Raw genomic sequence first — 17,955 nt, forward strand, 5'->3', positions numbered from 1 at the left:
CCGATGACCACGCTGCTGGCCCTGGATACCGCCACCGAAGCCTGCTCCGTCGCCTTGCTGCACGACGGCAAGGTGCTCAGCCACTACGAAGTGGCGCCGCGCCTGCATGCCCAGCGTCTGCTGCCGATGATCCGCGATCTGCTTGGCGAAGCCGGGGTGGCCCTGACTGCTGTGGATGCCATCGCCTTCGGGCGCGGCCCGGGGGCCTTTACTGGCGTGCGCATCGCCATCGGCGTGGTCCAGGGCCTGGCGTTCGCTCTGGACAAGCCGGTGCTGCCGGTCTCGAACCTGGCGGTGCTGGCTCAGCGTTCGCTGCGTGAGCATGGCGCTCAGCAAGTGGCTGCGGCCATCGATGCGCGCATGGACGAGGTGTACTGGGGCTGCTACGCCGCCGAGCAGGGCGAGATGCGCCTTCAGGGCGTCGAGGCTGTGCTGGCGCCGGAGCGTGCCGAGTTGCCGCGTGGCGCCAGTGGCGATTGGTTCGCAGCTGGTACAGGATGGGGAACCTATGGGGCGCGTATTGCCCTGGCTGCTGCCGGTAGCGATGAGGCGATGTTGCCGCACGCCCAGGATCTGCTGAGCCTGGCGGCGTTCGCCTGGGCTCGCGGTCAGGCGCTGCCGGCCGATGAGGCCCAACCGGTGTACCTGCGTGACAACGTGGCCACGCCGAAGGCGCCCAAGCCCTGATTCAGAGCATGCCGCTGTGCTCCGGCGGCCTTCTGTCCGCTGCCGGCGTGAGCAAATTGCCATTTGTATCGGGCGCCGCTACATTGCCACCCACGTATATCGAGCAGTAATAGATGCGTATCGACGGCTTCTCCTCAACATATCCTCTGGATCGCGGCTCCCGGGCGGGCAGCGCGGTCACGCCCCTGCGTGAGGATCAGCGCGAGGTCGAGCAGCGCCGCGAGCAGCCGGTATCACCATCCTCCACCCAGGGTTATGAGCAGCTCGCTCAGGCTCGTCGTGTACAGGCCAGCAACGCCAGCAGCGATAGCCTGCCGGCACGCTATCAGGACAATCTCACCCAGCAGCAACGCGGATTCAGCGCCAAGGCCAGCCAGGCTTTGGCCGCCTACGGCAACACCGCCGGCTACACCGACGAACGCGACGCCAGCGAAGTCCTCGGTCTCGATCTTTACGCCTGATGCTTCCCTATTTTCTGGGCTGCCCGTCGTGGAACGAGCCAGCCTGGCGGGGCAGCTTCTACCCCTCTGATCTTCGTCCTGCGGATACCCTGGCGCACTACGTAGTCACCTTCAACGCGGTAGAAGGCAATACCACCTTCTATGCGAGGCCGGCGCCATTGACCGTGCAGCGTTGGGCGGAGCAGATGCCACATGGCTTTCGCTTCTGTGCCAAGATGCCCCGCGATATCAGTCATGACGGTGATCTGCGCGATCACTTCGCCGCCACCACCGACTTCCTGCAATTGCTGGCACCACTTGGCGAGCGAGTTGCACCCCTGTGGTTGCAGCTGCCGACCAGCTTCGGCCCGTCGCGCCTGGGTGAGCTGCTGGCTTGGCTCGACGAGTTTTCCAGCCGCGCTATTGCCGTCGAGCTGCGCCATCCCGCGTTCTTCGCCCGGGAAGAGGATGAGCGCCTGCTCAACCGCAGCCTGCAGGAGCGTGGCGTCGAGCGCATCTGCCTGGACTCGCGGGCGCTATTCGCCTGCACCTCGCATGATCCTGCCGTGCTGCATGCGCAGTCGAAGAAGCCGCGCCTGCCGTTGCGGCCAACGGCGTTCAGTGCCAACCCGCAGGTACGCTTCATCGGCGGCCCAGACCTCGAGGCCAACCAGCCATTCCTCGAGCCCTGGCTGGACAAGGTGGCGGCCTGGATTGAACAGGGCCTGGCACCCTATGTCTTCCTGCACACGCCGGATAACCACCTCGCCGCCGTCCAGGCGCTGCGCTTCCATGCCTGTCTGACGCAGCGTCTGCCAGGGTTGCCGGCACTGGCGACTGCACAGGTTGAACCGGAAGTCGAGCAACTCGGTCTGCTCTGACAGGGGCCACGTTTTCAGTTCTCACATTTTTGGCCAGGCTCTCTATGAGAAGCCGTCGAGCCAGGACGAAACTAGGCAACGATCGGTGAGGAGTCGGCGCTCACTAGCTGCAGATGAGCATTCGGAGCCGTTTTAACAACGTACCGCCGAGCGCCGATATCCTTCATACAGAAACCGAGGCTAATTCCTTTCACTCGATGCAAGGAGCTGCACCATGAGTACCCAGCGAGAGCGTGGCGAAATCTTCCAGGCCCTGCATCTGGGCGAGGGGCTGCTGGTGCTGCCCAACCCCTGGGATACTGGCTCGGCGAAGATGCTTGCCCATCTAGGGTTCCAGGCGCTGGCCACTACCAGTGCCGGCCTGGCCTTCTCGCTGGGACGGCGCGACGCTGAGGGCGCGGTGGGCCGCGATGAGTGCCTGGCCAATGCCCGTGCTATCGTCGAGGCAACGCCGTTGCCGGTGGCGGCCGATCTGGAGAATGGCTACGGTGATACGCCGGAAGATTGCGCGACGACGATTCGGTTGGCCGCGGAGATTGGGTTGGTCGGTGGTTCCATCGAGGATGCCAGCGGTCACCCTGATACCCCCATCTACCCCGTAGAGCTGGCCACGGAGCGCATTCGTGCCGCCGTCGCTGCCGCTCGCGCCCTGGATTTCCCCTTTACCCTGGCGGCCCGCGCTGAGAATTTCCTGCATGGCCGCGCCGATCTGGATGACACCATTCGCCGCCTGGTGGCTTATGCCGAAGCGGGGGCAGATGTGCTCTACGCGCCCGGGCTGCGCAGCCGAGACGAGATCAAGGCAGTGGTCCAGGCGGTAGCGCCACGTCCGGTCAACGTGCTGGTCGGCTCCCCGAACCTGCGCCTTTCTCTGGCCGAGCTGGCGGAGCTGGGCGTAAAGCGGGTCAGTGTCGGCTCCAACCTGGCGCGCGTGGCCTACGGAGAGTTCTTCCTTGCCGCCGGCGAACTGGCGCGGGGGAGTCTGGTGGCGATGGGTGAAGCCATACCATTCGACGAGATCAACGATCTGTTCGGTTGATCGCATGCTTCGGGCATTCTGGGTGCTGGCCCTGTTGACGCTGTTCGGCGCGCCCCTGGTCGTCTACAGGGGCTGGTTGTTAGTGCCGCCTGCATGGAATCCGTGGGCGCCGCTGGATGTTCGCCAACCGCCCAATCTGCTGACCGGCTACAAGCTGATGCGCCTGCAGCAGGAGCCTGAGCTGTGTCGTCTGGCGCTGGACAGTAGTGTGCTGCGCTACACCGCAGTGGCGAACAGTGAGTCTGCGGCGGGTTGTGCTGTGGAGAGTGCTGTGCGGGTGCAACGTGCGGGTGTGCAGTTCAGTTCCAGCTTCCTGGCCAGCTGCAAGCTGGCCGTGGCCTACGCGTTGTTCGAGGAGCACGGCCTGCAGCCAGCCGCGCGAAAGGTGTTCGGTCAGCCGGTGGCGCGAGTCGACCACCTCGGCAGCTTCGCCTGTCGCAATATCGGCAACAGCCAGCGTCGCAGCCAGCACGCCACGGCCAATGCGCTGGATATCGCCGGTTTCCGCCTGCAGGATGGGCGACGTATCAGCGTGGCGCGGCACTGGGCCGGAGAGGGGGCGGAAGCGCTCTTCCTGCGTGAGGTGCGTGACGCGGCCTGCGACAGCTTCAGGGTCACGCTGGGGCCGGAGTACAACGCCGCCCATCGCGATCACCTGCATCTGGATATGGGGCTGTTCCGACTCTGCCGCTAACGCTTGGCCAGCAGCAGGTCAGCGGCCTGGCCACTGCGGCCGTCGCTGAACTCGAAGCGGCCGAGCTGGGCGATCTCGTCATAGGCGCCGACCGTCTGCTTGACGTCGCGAGCCTGCAGCTCGATGGCGCTGACGCCGGCCTGGCTGAGGCTCTGAATCTGCTGCTGGCCCTGGGCGTCGAAGCGCAGCAGGCGCAGGCGCTCGAACACCGCATCCTGTGCATCGATACGGCCATCTCCGTTGTCGTCGAACTTGCTCAGCTCGGCAAAGCCATTGGCGGCGCCATGCTGGTCGCCGAACAGCTCACGGCCATCGTCGATGCGGCCATTGCCGTTGCGATCCAGGGCCAGCAGGGCATCGTCGCCGCTGGGGGCGCTGATGCTGTCGGTACGGCCATCTGCGTCCAGATCGAAGCGCACCGCATCGCCCAGGCCTCGGGTGGTGAAACCGTTACCGGCGAGGTCGAGTACCAATGGGTCGACCTGCTGTGGTCTGGAGTTGGTGGTGACGTTGAGCTGTAGCTCGCGTTGCTGCAGCACCTGCTGGAAGCTGGTGGACTGAGCTTCGATGGTTTCATTGAGCGGGGCTGCTGTCTGGGCCTTTCCGGTCTGTTCGATCTCGGCGGTGGCTTCACCGGGGGCTGGCTGCTCACTCTTGGGCATCAGGGTGCGACGCAGGATCTGGTAGTCGAGTGAGTCGCGCAGACCGGCGTCCAGCTGCTTGTCCAGCGAGGAAGGACGGGGGGCGGATAGGCTGTCGATCATTATCCAACTCGGTGCGGTCGGTATTGGCCGCGTCTGGCAGAATAGGGCATCCCCCCTGCTATCGGCCGTGCGCCGCTTCGATTGAGCGTTTTTTCCTTATGAGTGACGAACGGTCTACCAGAATCCGAGTCGAGGCTCTGCAGCCTGTCTGTGGCGAGGCGGTGCGAGCCTGGGCCGAGCGCCTTGGCCTGCCGCTGGAGGGCGAGGCCGATTTTGTCCTGCAACTGGGCTCGGATGGCCTGCAGCTCACCGAGTTGGGGCCGCAGGCGCCAGGCCCGGTACGGGTAGATTTCGTCGAAGGGGCAGTTGCCCATCGTCGCCTGTATGGTGGCGGCAGCGGGCAGATGATTGCCAAGGCAGTCGGTGTGCAGCCTGGTGTGCGTCCCATTGTGCTGGATGCCACTGCTGGCCTGGGGCGAGATGCTTTCGTCCTGGCCTCACTGGGCTGCAATGTGACTCTGAGCGAGCGCCAGCCGATCATCGCCGCATTGCTGGAAGACGGCCTGGAGCGCGCTCTGCGCGATGCCGAGGTGGCGCCTATCGCCGCGCAGATGCGCCTGCTGCACGGCAATGCCATCGAGCTGATGCGCAACTGGCAGGGTGAGCCGCCCCAGGTGATCTACCTCGACCCGATGTTCCCGCACCGCGACAAGAGCGCGCTGGTGAAGAAGGAAATGCGTCTGTTCCGCCCGCTGGTGGGCGACGATCTGGACGCGCCGGCATTGCTAGAGGCAGCTCTTGTGTTGGCGACCCACCGGGTGGTGGTCAAGCGTCCGCGCAAGGCACCGGTCATCGACGGCGCCAAGCCGAGCTATGCGCTGGAGGGCAAGTCCAGTCGCTACGACATCTATCCGAAGAAGGCGCTGAAGCCTTAAGGGCGATAAGCGCGGACGAACAGCCTCACTACTTCCTGCACGTGCTCATCGGCTGTCTGGCCGCTGGGCGGCTCGCTGCAGCCGATCAGGCGGCGGAAGTTACATCCCCCTTTGATCAGGCTGAAGAAGTGCTCGGCGGCGCGTTGCGGATGTTCCACCTGTAGCTGGCCGAGGGCGTTGGCCTGTTCCAGCAGGTGCTCCATGGCCAGCAGCATGCGGTGTGGGCCGGCGCTGTAGAACAGTTCGGCCATCGGCGTGTTCTGCACTGCCTGAGTGATCACCAGGCGCATCATCGCAATCGATTCTTCGCTGTTGATCAGGCTGTTGAAGCCGCGCCCGATGGCCAGTAGCGCCTTGTCGATAGCCATGTCTGCGCGCAGTTCGAAGAACAGCGGCGGCAGTTGTTCCGAGCACTTGGATTCCACCGCGCAGGCAAACAGCGTCTCCTTGTCGGTGAAGTGGCTATACACCGTGAGCTTTGAAACCCCGGCCTCGGCCGCGATGGCATCCATGCTGCTGCCGTCGTAGCCGTTCTGCATGAACAGCCGCTTGGCGGCTTCCAGAATGGCCAGGCGCTTGGCGGGATCCTTGGGCCGTCCGGGGCCGCCGGAGGATTGAAAAGATTTGTCGGACATTTGGCTTTTTAATACTGGACTGGCGAGTTCGCTATTTTTACTATACCGGCCAGTATAAGTATTCCAAGCATCTTTTTGCGAAAGGTCGTTCACCATGCTCCGTCATGCCCTGTCCCTCGCTGTGCCTCTGTCGTTGATCTCCCTGCTGGTTGCCTGTGGCAACGGTGAAACCGTCGAGGCACCGGCGCGACCGGCCATGGTGGTGCACCCGTTGCCGGCGGCGGATGCGGTGGATACCTACCCTGGCGAAGTTCGCGCGCGCTTCGAGCCGGAGCTGGCGTTCCGCATCGGCGGCAAGATCGCCAAGCGTTTGGTGGACGCCGGTGATCGGGTACGCAAGGACCAGCCGCTGGCCGAGCTGGATGCGCAGGACGTCAAGCTGCAACTGGAGGCGGCCCGGGCTCAGGTCAACGCCGCTGAGGCCAACCTCAAGCTGGTGCGCTCCGAGCGTGATCGTTACAAGACCCTGCTGGCCCGCCAGCTGATCAGCCAGTCGCAGTACGACACGGTCGAGAACCAATACCGTGCTGGCGAGGCGCGGGTGAAACAGATCAAGGCCGAGTTCGACGTGGCCAGCAACCAGGCCGGCTACTCGGTGTTGCGTGCTTCCCAGGATGGACTGGTGGCGCGCCGTCTGGCTGAGGTGGGTCAGGTGGTGGCCGCCGGCCAGACCGTGTTCACCCTGGCTGTCGATGGCGAGCGCGAAGTACTGATCAGCGTGCCAGAGCACGCCCTGGAGCGCTTCCGCATCGGCCAGGAGGTCAGCATCGAACTGTGGTCGCAGCCGGACAAGCAGTTCCCCGGACGCATCCGCGAACTGTCGCCGGCCGCCGACGCCCAGTCGCGCACCTTTGCTGCTCGCGTCACCTTCAGCGATCCCAAGGTCAAGGCTGAAGTAGGGCAGAGCGCCCGCGTCTCGATCACCGCCGATGGCGAGGTGCCGTTGTCGGTGCCGCTGTCCGCGCTGAGTGCGGAGAAGGACAAGCCCTTCGTCTGGGTCATCGATCCCAAGGAATCCAAGGCCGTGCGCACTCCGGTGCGCGTCGGCGCCTACGGCCAGGAGCGCGTGTCGATCCTGGAAGGCCTGAAGGAGGGCGACTGGGTTGTCGCCGCCGGTGTGCATGTGCTGCTCGATGGGCAGAAGGTGCGTCCGGTGGATCGCGATAACCGTCTGGTCGCGCTGGCGAACAAGGAGTAAGCCATGTCCTTCAACCTGTCCGAATGGGCGCTGCGTAACCGCAGCATCGTTCGCTATCTGATGCTGGTGCTGGCGGTGATCGGCGCGCTGTCCTACACCAAGCTGGGCCAGAGCGAGGACCCACCCTTCACCTTCAAGGCCATGGTCATTCGTGTCGACTGGCCGGGCGCCACTGCCGAGGAGGTCTCGCGGCAGATCACCGAGCGCATCGAGAAGAAGGTGATGGAGACCGGTGACTACCACTTCATCAACTCCTATTCGCGCCCGGGCGAGTCGGTGGTCACCTTCATGGCCCGCGACGACATGGTCTCGAAGAATATTCCCGAGCTCTGGTATCAGGTGCGTAAGAAGGTCGGCGACATTCGCCATACCTTGCCGCCGGGTATTCGCGGGCCGTTCTTCAACGACGAATTCGGCACCACCTTCGGCAATATCTACGCGCTCACCGGCGAAGGTTTCGACTACGCGGTGATGAAGGACTACGCCGACCGCCTGCAGCTGCAGCTGCAGCGGGTCAAGGACGTGGGCAAGGTCGAACTGCTCGGCCTGCAGGACGAGAAGATCTGGATCGAGCTGTCCAACGTCAAGCTGGCGACCCTCGGCCTGCCGCTGGCGGCCGTGCAGCAGGCGCTGGACGAGCAGAACGCAGTGGCCTACTCGGGCTTCTTCGAGACGCCAACCGATCGCGTGCAGATGCGCGTATCGGGGCGCTTCAAGTCGGTCGACGAGATTCGTGATTTCCCCATCCGCGTCGGCGACCGCACCTTCCGTCTCGGCGATGTGGCCGAGGTGCATCGCGGCTTCAATGATCCGCAGGCGCCGCGCATGCGTTTCATGAGCCAGGACGCCATCGGCATCGCCGTGTCGATGAAGGCCGGTGGCGATATCCTGGTGCTGGGCGAGGCTCTGGAGCACGAGTTTGCCCGCCTGCAGCAGACCCTGCCAGTGGGCATGGAGCTGCACAAGGTATCCGACCAGCCGGCGGCGGTGAAGACTGGCGTGGGCGAGTTCGTCCAGGTGCTGGTCGAGGCGCTGGTGATCGTGCTGCTGGTCAGCTTCTTCTCCCTCGGCCTGCGTACCGGCCTGGTGGTGGCGCTGTCCATTCCGTTGGTGCTGGCGATGACCTTCGCCCTGATGCACTACTTTGGCATCGGCCTGCACAAGATTTCCCTGGGCGCGCTGGTGCTGGCGCTGGGGCTGCTGGTGGACGACGCGATCATTGCCGTAGAGATGATGGCGATCAAGATGGAGCAGGGTTATGACCGATTCCGGGCGGCCAGCTTCGCCTGGACCAGCACGGCCTTCCCCATGCTCACCGGCACCCTGATCACCGCCGCCGGCTTCCTGCCGATAGCCACCGCGCAATCCGGTACAGGCGAATACACCCGCTCGATCTTCCAGGTGGTGTGCATTGCTCTGCTGGTGTCCTGGGTCGCTGCCGTGGTGTTCGTGCCGTACCTGGGCGACCGCCTGCTGCCGGACCTGGCCAAGCTGCATGCGAAGAAGCATGGCGGCAACCCGGAAGGGCATGATCCCTACTCGACCACCTTCTACCAGACCGTGCGCGAAGTGGTGGAGTGGTGCGTGCGCCGGCGCAAGACGGTGATTCTGGTCACCGTCGGCCTGTTCATCGCCTCCATCGTGCTGTTCCGCTTCGTGCCGCAGCAGTTCTTCCCGGCCTCCGGGCGCCTGGAACTGATGGTCGACATCAAGCTCACCGAGGGCTCGTCGCTCAAGGCCACCGAGGAGCAGGTCAAGCGCCTGGAAGCCAAGCTCAAGGACCAGCCGGGCATCGACAACTACGTGGCCTATGTCGGCAACGGTTCGCCGCGCTTCTACCTGCCGCTCGACCAGCAGCTGGCTGCGACCCGCTTCGCCCAGTTCGTCATCCTGGCCAAGAGCATCGAGGACCGCGAGCGGCTGCGTACCTGGCTGATCGAGGTGATGAACGAGGACTTCCCGTTCGCCCGTACCCGTGTCTCGCGCCTGGAGAACGGTCCGCCCGTGGGCTTCCCGATCCAGTTGCGGGTCAGTGGCGAGCACATCGACGAGGTGCGCGACATCGCTCGTCAGGTGGCGGCCAAGGTGCGCGAGAACCCGCATGTGTCCAATGTGCACTTGAACTGGGAAGAGCCGAGCAAGGTTGTCTACCTCAACATCGACCAGGAGCGTGCCCGCGCCCTGGGCGTGAGCAGCGCCGACCTGTCGCAGTTCCTGCAGAGCTCGCTGACCGGCTCCAGCGTCAGCCTGTTCCGCGAAGACAACGAGCTGATCGAGATCCTCCTGCGCGGCACCGTGCGTGAGCGCCAAGCGCTGGAGCTGCTGCCAAGCCTGGCGGTGCCGACCAGCAGTGGCAAGAGCGTGGCTCTGTCGCAGATTGCCACTCTGGAGTACGGCTTCGAGGAGGGTGTGATTTGGCATCGTGACCGCCTGCCGACCGTCACCATCCTCGGCGACATCTATGGCAACGAGCAGCCGGCCAGCCTGACCAAGCAGATTCTGCCGACGCTGGAGTCCATTCGTGCCGAGCTGCCCAGCGGCTACCTGCTGGAAGTGGGTGGCACGGTAGAGGACTCGACCCGTGGGCAGAAGTCGGTCAACGCCGGCATCCCGTTGTTCATCCTGGTGGTGCTGACCCTGCTGATGTTGCAGCTCAAGAGCATGTCGCGCACGGCCATGGTGTTCCTCACGGCTCCGCTGGGGCTGATCGGCGTGACCCTGTTCCTGTTGCTGTTCCAGCAGCCGTTCGGCTTCGTCGCCATGCTGGGCACCATCGCTCTGTCGGGGATGATCATGCGCAACTCGGTGATTCTGGTGGACCAGATCGAGCAGGACATCGCCTCCGGCCTGGATCGCTGGCACGCCATCATCGAGGCCACCGTGCGGCGTTTCCGCCCCATCGTGTTGACCGCGCTGGCGGCAGTGTTGGCGATGATTCCGATGTCGCGCAGCGTGTTCTTCGGACCGATGGCGGTGGCCATCATGGGTGGCCTGATCGTCGCCACGGCGCTCACCTTGCTGTTCCTGCCGGCGCTGTACGCGGCCTGGTTCAGGGTTAAGGAAGTGGAGCGTTAAGCGTCTGCAGAATGAAAAAGCCCGGCCTTGTGCCGGGCTTTTTCATTCTGCTGTGTCATCGGTTTGAGCGGCAGGCTGGCGAGGTAGGTCTAAGGTTGTCTGTACGCAGTGCCAATCATTAGGTTGCACAGGCTGTACCTCTCGTCGGAATAAGTGGTTGCACTTAGTTGCACCTTTTCCTTGCGGAGGTTTACTCTCCTGCCACGCGCCGCAGCGCAATCAACCGAAACAGGATAAGAAATGGCCACCACCACCCTTGGCGTGAAACTCGACGACGCCACCCGTGAACGTCTGAAGCAAGCTGCCCAATCCCTTGATCGCACCCCCCATTGGTTGATCAAGCAGGCGATCTTCAACTATCTGGAGCAGGTAGAAGGTGGCCTGGCCCCGGCCGAGCATTCCGGTCTTGCTGCGGCGGTTGGCGAAGAGGCGGTGGAAAATCTGGGCGAGCAGGGCCTGCAGGTCTTCCTTGATTTTGCTGAAAGCATCCTGCCGCAATCTGTGCTGCGTGCCGCCATCACCGGCGCCTACCGTCGTCCGGAGACCGAGGCGCTGCCGATGCTGCTGGAGCAGGCCCGCCTGCCGAAAGAGCAGGCCGAGGCCACCCAGAAAATGGCCCTCGGCATTGCCGAGAAACTGCGCAACCAGAAGAACGCCGGTGGCCGCCAGGGCCTGGTGCAGGGCCTGCTGCAGGAATTTTCTCTGTCCTCCCAGGAAGGCGTAGCGCTGATGTGTCTGGCCGAGGCGCTGCTGCGCATCCCGGACAAGGCTACCCGTGACGCCCTGATCCGCGACAAGATCGCCAACGGCAACTGGAGCCAGCACCTGGGCCAGAGCCCGTCGATGTTCGTCAACGCCGCCTCCTGGGGCCTGCTGATCACCGGCAAGCTGGTGGCCACCCATAACGAGGCCGGCCTGTCGTCCTCGCTCAACCGCCTGATCGGCAAGAGCGGCGAGCCGGTGATCCGCAAGGGTGTGGACATGGCCATGCGCCTGATGGGCGAGCAGTTCGTCACCGGCGAGACCATCGGCGAGGCCCTGGCCAACGCCTCCAACATGGAGAGTAAGGGCTTCCGCTATTCCTACGACATGCTCGGCGAGGCCGCGCTGACCGAGGAAGACGCCAAGCGTTACCTGGCTTCTTACGAGCAGGCCATCCACGCCATCGGCAAGGCCTCCCACGGTCGCGGCATCTACGAAGGCCCGGGCATCTCGATCAAGCTCTCCGCCCTGCACCCGCGCTACAGCCGCGCCCAGTACGACCGCGTGATGGACGAGCTGTACCCGATCCTGCTGGGCCTGACCAAGCTGGCCAGGCAGTACGACATCGGCCTCAACATCGACGCCGAGGAAGCCGACCGTCTGGAAATCTCTCTCGATCTGCTCGAACGCCTGTGCTTTGCCCCCGAGCTGGCCGGCTGGAACGGTATCGGCTTCGTCATCCAGGGCTACCAGAAGCGCTGCCCGTACGTGATCGACTACGTCATCGACCTGGCCAAGCGCAGTCGCCACCGCCTGATGATCCGCCTGGTAAAAGGCGCCTACTGGGACAGCGAGATCAAGCGCGCCCAGGTCGAGGGCCTGGAAGGCTACCCGGTCTACACCCGCAAGCCGTACACCGATATTTCCTACATCGCCTGCGCGCGCAAGCTGCTGTCCGTGCCGGAAGCCATCTACCCGCAGTTCGCCACCCACAACGCCCACTCGCTGTCGGCCATCTATCAGATCGCCGGGCAGAACTACTACCCGGGCCAGTACGAGTTCCAGTGCCTGCATGGCATGGGCGAGCCGCTGTACGAGCAGGTAGTGGGCAAGGTCGCCGACGGCAAGTTCAACCGTCCGTGCCGCATCTACGCCCCGGTCGGCAGCCACGAAACGCTGCTGGCTTACCTAGTGCGTCGCCTGCTGGAAAACGGCGCTAACACCAGCTTCGTCAACCGCATCGCCGACCAGAGCATCTCGCTGAAGGAGCTGGTGCTGGACCCGGTCGAGCAGGTCGAGCGCATGGCTGCGCAGGAAGGCACCCTCGGCCTGCCGCACCCGCGTATTCCGCTGCCGCGTGACCTGTACGGCGATGCCCGCCTGAATTCCGAAGGCATCGACCTAGCCAATGAACATCGTCTGGGCTCGCTGTCCTCGGCGCTGCTGTCGTCGACCAATACCAGCTACGTCGCCGCGCCGATGCTTGGTGGCGACACGCCGAACCCGGGTCCGGCCGAGCCGGTGCGCAACCCGGCTGATCACCGCGACCTGGTCGGCCATGTGCATGAAGCCAGCGAGGCTGACGTGAAGAGCGCGATCCTCTGTGCTCAGGCCAGCGGGCAGATCTGGCAGTCGACCCAGGCTGCCGAGCGCGCCGCCGTACTGGAACGTGCCGCCGACCGCATGGAAGGTGAGATCCAGCAACTGATGGGCCTGCTGGTACGCGAATCCGGCAAGACCTTCGCCAACGCCATCGCCGAAGTGCGTGAGGCGGTGGATTTCCTCCGCTACTACGCCGCCCAGGCCCGCGCCTTTGGCAACGACAGCCACCGCCCGCTGGGCCCGGTGGTGTGCATCAGTCCGTGGAACTTCCCGCTGGCGATCTTCAGCGGCCAGGTCGCTGCTGCATTGGCTGCCGGCAATACCGTGCTGGCCAAGCCGGCCGAACAGACTCCGCTGATCGCCGCACAAGCCGTGCGCATCCTGCTCGAGGCCGGCGTACCCGCTGGCGCCGTGCAGCTGCTGCCGGGCCGTGGCGAGACCGTCGGCGCACGCCTGGTGGGTGACGAGCGCGTGCGTGGCGTGATGTTCACCGGTTCCACCGAAGTGGCCGGCATCCTCCAGCGCAACATCGCCGGCCGCCTCGACGCCCAGGGCCGCACCGTGCCGCTGATCGCCGAAACCGGCGGCCTCAACGCCATGATCGTCGACTCCTCGGCCCTGGCCGAGCAGGTGGTGATCGACGTGGTCAGCTCCGCCTTCGACAGCGCCGGTCAGCGCTGCTCGGCCCTGCGCGTGCTGTGCGTGCAGGACGACGTGGCCGACCGCGTGATCGAGATGCTCAAGGGCGCCATGGCCGAATACCGCATCGGTTCGCCGGAGCGCCTGTGCACCGACATCGGCCCGGTGATCGACGCCGAGGCCAAGGCTGGCATCGAGGCGCACATCGACGCGATGCGCGAGAAGGGCCGCAAGGTGTTCCAGGCTGCCCGCGCCGATGGTGACGAAATCAAGCGCGGTACCTTCGTGTTGCCGACCCTGATCGAGCTGGACAGCTTCGATGAAATGAAGCGCGAAATCTTCGGCCCGGTGCTGCACCTGGTGCGCTACCCGCGCGCCGAGCTGGGCAACCTGCTGCAGCAGATCAACGACAGCGGCTACGGCCTGACCCTCGGCGTGCACACCCGTATCGATGAGACCATCGCCCAGGTGGTGGATAGCGCCAAGGTCGGCAACCTCTACGTCAACCGCAATATCGTTGGCGCCGTGGTCGGTGTGCAGCCTTTCGGTGGCGAGGGCCTGTCCGGCACCGGTCCGAAGGCCGGCGGCCCGCTGTACCTGTACCGCCTGCTGTCGACCCGCCCGCAGGACGCCGTGGCCCAGCAGCTCAAGGGGGACAACGTGCATGCCCTCGGTGCGCCAGCTGAGCTGGACAAGGCGCGTGCCGCCTTCGCCACTTGGGCGACCAAGGAAGAGCCGGCCGTGGCCGCGCTGTTCGAGCAGTTCGGTGCCTTGTCGCAGAGCTACACCAGCCACGTGTTGAACGGTCCGACCGGCGAGCGCAACACCTACACCCTGCTGCCGCGTGAGCGCGTGCTGTGCCTGGCGGATGATCGCGGTGACCTGCTGGCCCAACTGGCCGCCACGCTGGCAGTCGGTAGCCATGCGGTGCTGCCGGAAGCCCAGCGCGAGCTGATCGGCAAGCTGCCCAAGGAGGTGCAGAAACGCATCGCCACGGTGGCTGACTGGACCAGTGTGGAGGCCGAGTTCGACGCCATCCTGCACCACGGCGATTCCGACCAGCTACGTGAAGTCAGCCAGCGGGCTGCCCAGCGCAAGGGCGCCATCGTTAGCGTGCATGGTCTGAACAAGGGCGAGACCGACATTCCGCTGGAGCGTCTGCTGATCGAGCACGCGTTGAGCGTGAACACCGCGGCAGCCGGCGGTAACGCCAGCCTGATGACCATCGGTTGATCCAACAAGCAGCACCTTCGCTGTGCCGTGATGGGGCGATGGTGTGCTGATCGAGTCGCTGGCGAAAGCTGGCTGAAAGATTCGCCTGACATGCTGTACTGGCTGTCAGGCGACTCCTGCAATGACCGAGCGCTGTCCATGGCGCTCACCCCAGGTGTCAGCGGAGTTTCTGCCTGGCACCACGTGTCGTACGCCCGTAGTGGGGGCTACCCGCCCGGTACGATGCGTTACTACCCGAGGCCGGCTCGTTCCGGCACCCGGCAGGGCCACAAGCCCGGCCACAAAAAAGCCCGGCATTTGCCGGGCTTTTGCTTTTCCGTACAGCGATCGGGAGAAAGCGAGGCGTCAGCCTCGCAGTTCGTGTGGCTCGCATACGGTCATCACAACGCGCCGAACACCTTCTTCGCCAGGCTGGTTGCTGCGCCGGCCGGGTTCTGGCGGATGCTGGCTTCCTGCTCGGCGATCATCTTGAACAGGCCGTTCAGGGCCTGCTCTGTCACGTAGTTCTCGACGTTGGCGCTCTTCGCGTCGACCACGCCGAACGCGGCGGCCTGGCCGGCAAAGCTGTTGAACTGCTGGGCAACGCCGACCTTGTCGGTGGCCTGCTTGACGATGGGCAGGAACTTGGCGCGAATCTGTTCCCGGCTGCTTTTGTCCAGATACTGGGTGGCGGAATCCTCACCGCCAGCGAGGATCGCCTTGGCGTCGGCCACGGTCATCTTCTTCACCGCGTCCACCAGAATCGCCTGAGCTTGTGGCATGGCGGTCTCGGCGGCCTTGTTCATGCCGGCCTCCAACTCCTCCACCTGGGCTCCCATGCCGAGCTGCTTCATCTTCTTGGCGGCTTTGCCCAGCTTGCCAGGCAGTTCGATGCGCACCTCGTCGTTGTTGCTGAAACCGCCCGGCTTGCCGAGCTGTTTCACGGCAACCTGCGCACCCTGGGTCAGGGCATCCTTGAGGCCGCCGCTGGCATCGCTCTGGGTCAGGTCGGAGAGGGATAGGGCAAAGGAGCTGACTGAGAACAGCAGGCCGGCGGTGAGGGTGGCGAAGCGGAGCATGAGCGTTTCCTTAGTGCACAGGAGGGCTGGTCGAGAATAACGAGGGCGGCGAGCGCGCCAAACCGAGAGTGATGGTAAGACTAGGGGGCGCTCTGGGAGTACTGCAAGTGGGCAGTGCGAGATGGGCGTACGGCTGGCGTCGTAGCCATGATTTACCTTCCATCCCGTTTCTCGGCCATCAGTGAACTCGACCGGTTGCTGGCAGTCTGTCTGCTGTCGGCTCGCTTCGGCAGTCTGCATGGTCCTTCGCCACCTTAGCGAAGGCTGCATTCGCCAGCGCGGGCCAGCCCCATTCGATCGGCTGCACGGCAGCGCAACATCTATCCGCCGTGCCAAGTGCCACCGCCAAGTGAAGATTGCTTATGTCTCTGTTTCGTTCCTCGCTGCTTCGTGTATCTCCCTTTAACACTCGCCCCCTCGGAGCCTGCCTGTTGGGTGGGATGTTGATGGCGGGTAGCCCGGCTCAGGCGGAGGAGGCTGACAACGTGCGCTGGGTGAGCGACAGCCTGAACACCTATGTGCGTAGCGGTCCCACCGACGGCTACCGCATCGTCGGTACGCTCACCTCCGGGCACAAGGTTGAAGTGCTGCGTACCCAGGGTGACTACAGCCAGGTGCGGGGCGAGGACGGCGGCACGGTGTGGATTCCCAGCCGAGATCTGCAGGAAGTGCCGGGTCAGGCCGAACGCCTGCCTCAGTTGGAGCAGAAGGTAACCGAGCTCACCACTCAGCTCGATGGCATCGACAACAGCTGGAAAACCCGAGTGCAGGGCATGCAGGAGACCTTGGATTCGCGCAAGGCGCTCATTGACGAGCTGCAGGCCGCTCGTTCGACGCTCGATATCGAGTTGAGTCAGGCACGTTCCGAGCTGCGCGAGGTGCAGGCGCAGTTGGGCGAGGAGAACCAGCAGGTCCTGATGCGCTATATGGTCTATGGCGGCAGCATCGCCGGCGGCGGCCTGTTGGCTGGATTGATCCTGCCGACCATGCTGCGGGTGCGACGCAAGCGCAGCGATCAGTGGGTCTGATTCTCGAGTGGTGGGATTGGCTGATCAGGGTGTGCGCTCGAAGCGATAGAACAGATTTGGTTCGCTGACCAGGTAGAGATCCCCCTGATCGTCCAGAGTGACGCCTTCCGCCTGGGGAATCTCCTTTCTGAGGCCGCCAAAGCCGGCGCGCAGGGACTGGAAGCCGATCAGCTCGCCACTGTCGCTGAGTTCAATCAGTAGCCCGGATTCGTCGCTGAGCAACGCCAGGTGGCCGGACTTCTCATCGTAGTGAACCGAGGATAGATCCGTGGCGAATACGTTGCGCTCTATCCATTCGCTGTGGTCGATGATTTCCAACGCAAAACTGCCGCCATTCAGGCTGGATTTAAGGCCTCTCACTTCATAGAGCGAACGCGGCGAGTGCTCCTTGACGACGAACAGGCGGTCCGCCTCCCTGTCATAGCCAACCCCTTCGAAACCTTGGTTACCCCCGTCGCCCAGGCTCAGTGTGAGGGAGGGGTAGTTCTGTCTAGTAAGCTGCCCAGGGCTTTCCGGGAGCGACACGATCACCAGAGCCTGCCTGCGCTCCTCGGCGAGCAGCAACAGGTCATCTCCCAGGTAGGTAATTCCCTCTACGTCCTGAAAGCCGGCAAGGGGGTACCGCGCGAGCACATCCCCGTCCTTGCTCATGGCGAGCAGCGTCTCGGGATTGTTGAGTACTGCCCATAGCTGATCGCGCTGGTCGTCGTAGGTCAGGCCGGAGAGGTTATTGCCGATGCCATCTACAGGCTTGGCTTCTATCTGCACTCGGTAGGCGGACTGAGCCAGAGCGCTTAGTGGTTGGTGGCCCTCTTGCAAAGAGGTTGCGACCCAGTAGTACAGCCGCTCATCCAGACGCTTTTCGTGTGCCTGATAGAGTAGGAATAGGAGGATCAGTAGCGCCCATATCCATGGACTAATGGCAGGCAGCCGTCCTAGCGCCCCCTTGGCTGCAGAGATCATTGGCGTGGCTCGCGTGCTTGCTGGGGAGCAACAGAGCCTAGGGGGCGAATATGACAGTTCTGTCATGTGAATCATCATGCAACAAAGGCTGTGGCCGGCGGCATGTGCAGCTACCGGGTATTTCCAAGGTATTGGTCTACGGGGGGTATGAAGTCAAAGATGAGGGGGATATGTAGATTTTGACTCTGCCTGTGGCCCCGTATTACTCACTCCAGGCCTAGTTTTCCTAGTTACTCTACGGAAGCTCGGTCGCTTCCTACCGATATTCCCTGCTGTGGTTTTGACGCATTTTTACACGCCCCTCTAGACAGCCATTGCGCTCAGACATAGCCTCTGAGCTTTCAGGCAGACTGGCCTTGTGCCACTGACATCGTAGATGTCTGGCATGGCTTATGATTTTGATGTGTCTCAGGTAGATGTTTAATGTGGGGCTGGATAAATT

The 17,955-nt window shown here is 63.9% G+C and carries 14 protein-coding genes; 10 read left to right on the forward strand and 4 right to left on the reverse strand.

From position 1 onward, the window contains the following. The first annotated feature begins 3 nt into the window (after window positions 1-3). The 5 genes from tsaB to IB234_RS09830 all read left to right on the forward strand — a co-directional run bounded on the left by tsaB (window position 4) and on the right by IB234_RS09830 (window position 3,741). The gene (gene tsaB, locus IB234_RS09810; RefSeq protein ID WP_192316961.1) at window positions 4-687 is read left to right on the forward strand and encodes a tRNA (adenosine(37)-N6)-threonylcarbamoyltransferase complex dimerization subunit type 1 TsaB; all 684 of its coding nucleotides are present in this window, start codon (window positions 4-6) and stop codon (window positions 685-687) included. 113 nt (window positions 688-800) lie between these two features. Continuing rightward, window positions 801-1,148 (forward strand): hypothetical protein, encoded by a 348-nt coding sequence (locus tag IB234_RS09815; protein WP_192316963.1) that lies wholly within the window; start codon window positions 801-803, stop codon window positions 1,146-1,148. Continuing rightward, on the forward strand, window positions 1,148-2,008 hold the full coding sequence (locus IB234_RS09820) for a DUF72 domain-containing protein (protein WP_192316965.1): 861 nt from the start codon (window positions 1,148-1,150) through the stop codon (window positions 2,006-2,008). The genes IB234_RS09815 and IB234_RS09820 overlap by 1 nt, the downstream gene beginning before the upstream one ends. Window positions 2,009-2,222: 214 nt before the next feature. Further along, a complete protein-coding gene (locus IB234_RS09825; protein WP_192316967.1) occupies window positions 2,223-3,047 on the forward strand; it encodes an isocitrate lyase/PEP mutase family protein in 825 nt (274 codons plus the stop codon). A gap of 4 nt (window positions 3,048-3,051) precedes the next feature. After that, on the forward strand, window positions 3,052-3,741 hold the full coding sequence (locus IB234_RS09830) for an extensin family protein (protein ID WP_192316969.1): 690 nt from the start codon (window positions 3,052-3,054) through the stop codon (window positions 3,739-3,741). Here the strand turns inward: IB234_RS09830 and IB234_RS09835 are convergent. Beyond that, window positions 3,738-4,505 (reverse strand): hypothetical protein, encoded by a 768-nt coding sequence (locus IB234_RS09835; protein WP_192316971.1) that lies wholly within the window; start codon window positions 4,503-4,505, stop codon window positions 3,738-3,740. The genes IB234_RS09830 and IB234_RS09835 overlap by 4 nt on opposite strands. A gap of 98 nt (window positions 4,506-4,603) precedes the next feature. Here IB234_RS09835 and IB234_RS09840 point away from each other — a divergent pair, with 98 nt between their 5' ends. Beyond that, entirely contained in the window at window positions 4,604-5,380 is a 777-nt protein-coding gene (locus IB234_RS09840; RefSeq protein WP_192316973.1) for a class I SAM-dependent methyltransferase, read from the forward strand. Here IB234_RS09840 and IB234_RS09845 read toward each other — a convergent pair. Continuing rightward, window positions 5,377-6,015, reverse strand: a complete 639-nt coding sequence (locus tag IB234_RS09845; protein WP_192316975.1) for a TetR/AcrR family transcriptional regulator — start codon at window positions 6,013-6,015, stop codon at window positions 5,377-5,379. The two genes, IB234_RS09840 and IB234_RS09845, sit on opposite strands and share 4 nt — an antisense overlap. A gap of 94 nt (window positions 6,016-6,109) precedes the next feature. On the opposite strand from IB234_RS09845, the gene IB234_RS09850 reads away from it, so the two are divergent. The 3 genes from IB234_RS09850 to putA all read left to right on the forward strand — a co-directional run bounded on the left by IB234_RS09850 (window position 6,110) and on the right by putA (window position 14,464). Beyond that, window positions 6,110-7,213 (forward strand): efflux RND transporter periplasmic adaptor subunit, encoded by a 1,104-nt coding sequence (locus IB234_RS09850; RefSeq protein ID WP_192316977.1) that lies wholly within the window; start codon window positions 6,110-6,112, stop codon window positions 7,211-7,213. A gap of 3 nt (window positions 7,214-7,216) precedes the next feature. After that, window positions 7,217-10,288, forward strand: coding sequence for an efflux RND transporter permease subunit (locus IB234_RS09855; protein ID WP_192316979.1), 3,072 nt, complete (start codon window positions 7,217-7,219; stop codon window positions 10,286-10,288). A 240-nt stretch (window positions 10,289-10,528) separates the two neighbouring features. Then, entirely contained in the window at window positions 10,529-14,464 is a 3,936-nt protein-coding gene (gene putA / locus IB234_RS09860; protein WP_192316981.1) for a trifunctional transcriptional regulator/proline dehydrogenase/L-glutamate gamma-semialdehyde dehydrogenase, read from the forward strand. A 380-nt stretch (window positions 14,465-14,844) separates the two neighbouring features. On the opposite strand, the gene IB234_RS09865 is transcribed toward putA, so the two are convergent. Then, entirely contained in the window at window positions 14,845-15,522 is a 678-nt protein-coding gene (locus IB234_RS09865) for a DUF4197 domain-containing protein (RefSeq protein WP_192316983.1), read from the reverse strand. A gap of 362 nt (window positions 15,523-15,884) precedes the next feature. On the opposite strand from IB234_RS09865, the gene IB234_RS09870 reads away from it, so the two are divergent. After that, complete coding sequence (locus IB234_RS09870; RefSeq protein WP_192316985.1) at window positions 15,885-16,550, forward strand: TIGR04211 family SH3 domain-containing protein; 666 nt, start codon at window positions 15,885-15,887, stop codon at window positions 16,548-16,550. Window positions 16,551-16,574: 24 nt separating this feature from the next. On the opposite strand, the gene IB234_RS09875 is transcribed toward IB234_RS09870, so the two are convergent. Continuing rightward, on the reverse strand, window positions 16,575-17,513 hold the full coding sequence (locus tag IB234_RS09875; protein WP_192316987.1) for an SdiA-regulated domain-containing protein: 939 nt from the start codon (window positions 17,511-17,513) through the stop codon (window positions 16,575-16,577). Window positions 17,514-17,955 lie beyond the last annotated feature (442 nt).

This window comes from Pseudomonas sp. PDM16 (assembly GCF_014851865.1).
GTDB lineage: Bacteria > Pseudomonadota > Gammaproteobacteria > Pseudomonadales > Pseudomonadaceae > Aquipseudomonas.

Coding starts and splice junctions, on each gene's coding strand:
- IB234_RS09840 (WP_192316973.1), top strand. CDS start 4,604: ATGAGTGACGAACGGTCTACCAGAATCCGAGTCGAGGCTCTGCAGCCT.
- IB234_RS09845 (WP_192316975.1), bottom strand. CDS start 6,015: ATGTCCGACAAATCTTTTCAATCCTCCGGCGGCCCCGGACGGCCCAAG.
- IB234_RS09825 (WP_192316967.1), top strand. CDS start 2,223: ATGAGTACCCAGCGAGAGCGTGGCGAAATCTTCCAGGCCCTGCATCTG.
- IB234_RS09875 (WP_192316987.1), bottom strand. CDS start 17,513: ATGATCTCTGCAGCCAAGGGGGCGCTAGGACGGCTGCCTGCCATTAGT.
- IB234_RS09870 (WP_192316985.1), top strand. CDS start 15,885: ATGTCTCTGTTTCGTTCCTCGCTGCTTCGTGTATCTCCCTTTAACACT.
- IB234_RS09835 (WP_192316971.1), bottom strand. CDS start 4,505: ATGATCGACAGCCTATCCGCCCCCCGTCCTTCCTCGCTGGACAAGCAG.
- IB234_RS09865 (WP_192316983.1), bottom strand. CDS start 15,522: ATGCTCCGCTTCGCCACCCTCACCGCCGGCCTGCTGTTCTCAGTCAGC.
- IB234_RS09855 (WP_192316979.1), top strand. CDS start 7,217: ATGTCCTTCAACCTGTCCGAATGGGCGCTGCGTAACCGCAGCATCGTT.
- IB234_RS09850 (WP_192316977.1), top strand. CDS start 6,110: ATGCTCCGTCATGCCCTGTCCCTCGCTGTGCCTCTGTCGTTGATCTCC.
- IB234_RS09815 (WP_192316963.1), top strand. CDS start 801: ATGCGTATCGACGGCTTCTCCTCAACATATCCTCTGGATCGCGGCTCC.
- putA (WP_192316981.1), top strand. CDS start 10,529: ATGGCCACCACCACCCTTGGCGTGAAACTCGACGACGCCACCCGTGAA.
- tsaB (WP_192316961.1), top strand. CDS start 4: ATGACCACGCTGCTGGCCCTGGATACCGCCACCGAAGCCTGCTCCGTC.
- IB234_RS09820 (WP_192316965.1), top strand. CDS start 1,148: ATGCTTCCCTATTTTCTGGGCTGCCCGTCGTGGAACGAGCCAGCCTGG.
- IB234_RS09830 (WP_192316969.1), top strand. CDS start 3,052: ATGCTTCGGGCATTCTGGGTGCTGGCCCTGTTGACGCTGTTCGGCGCG.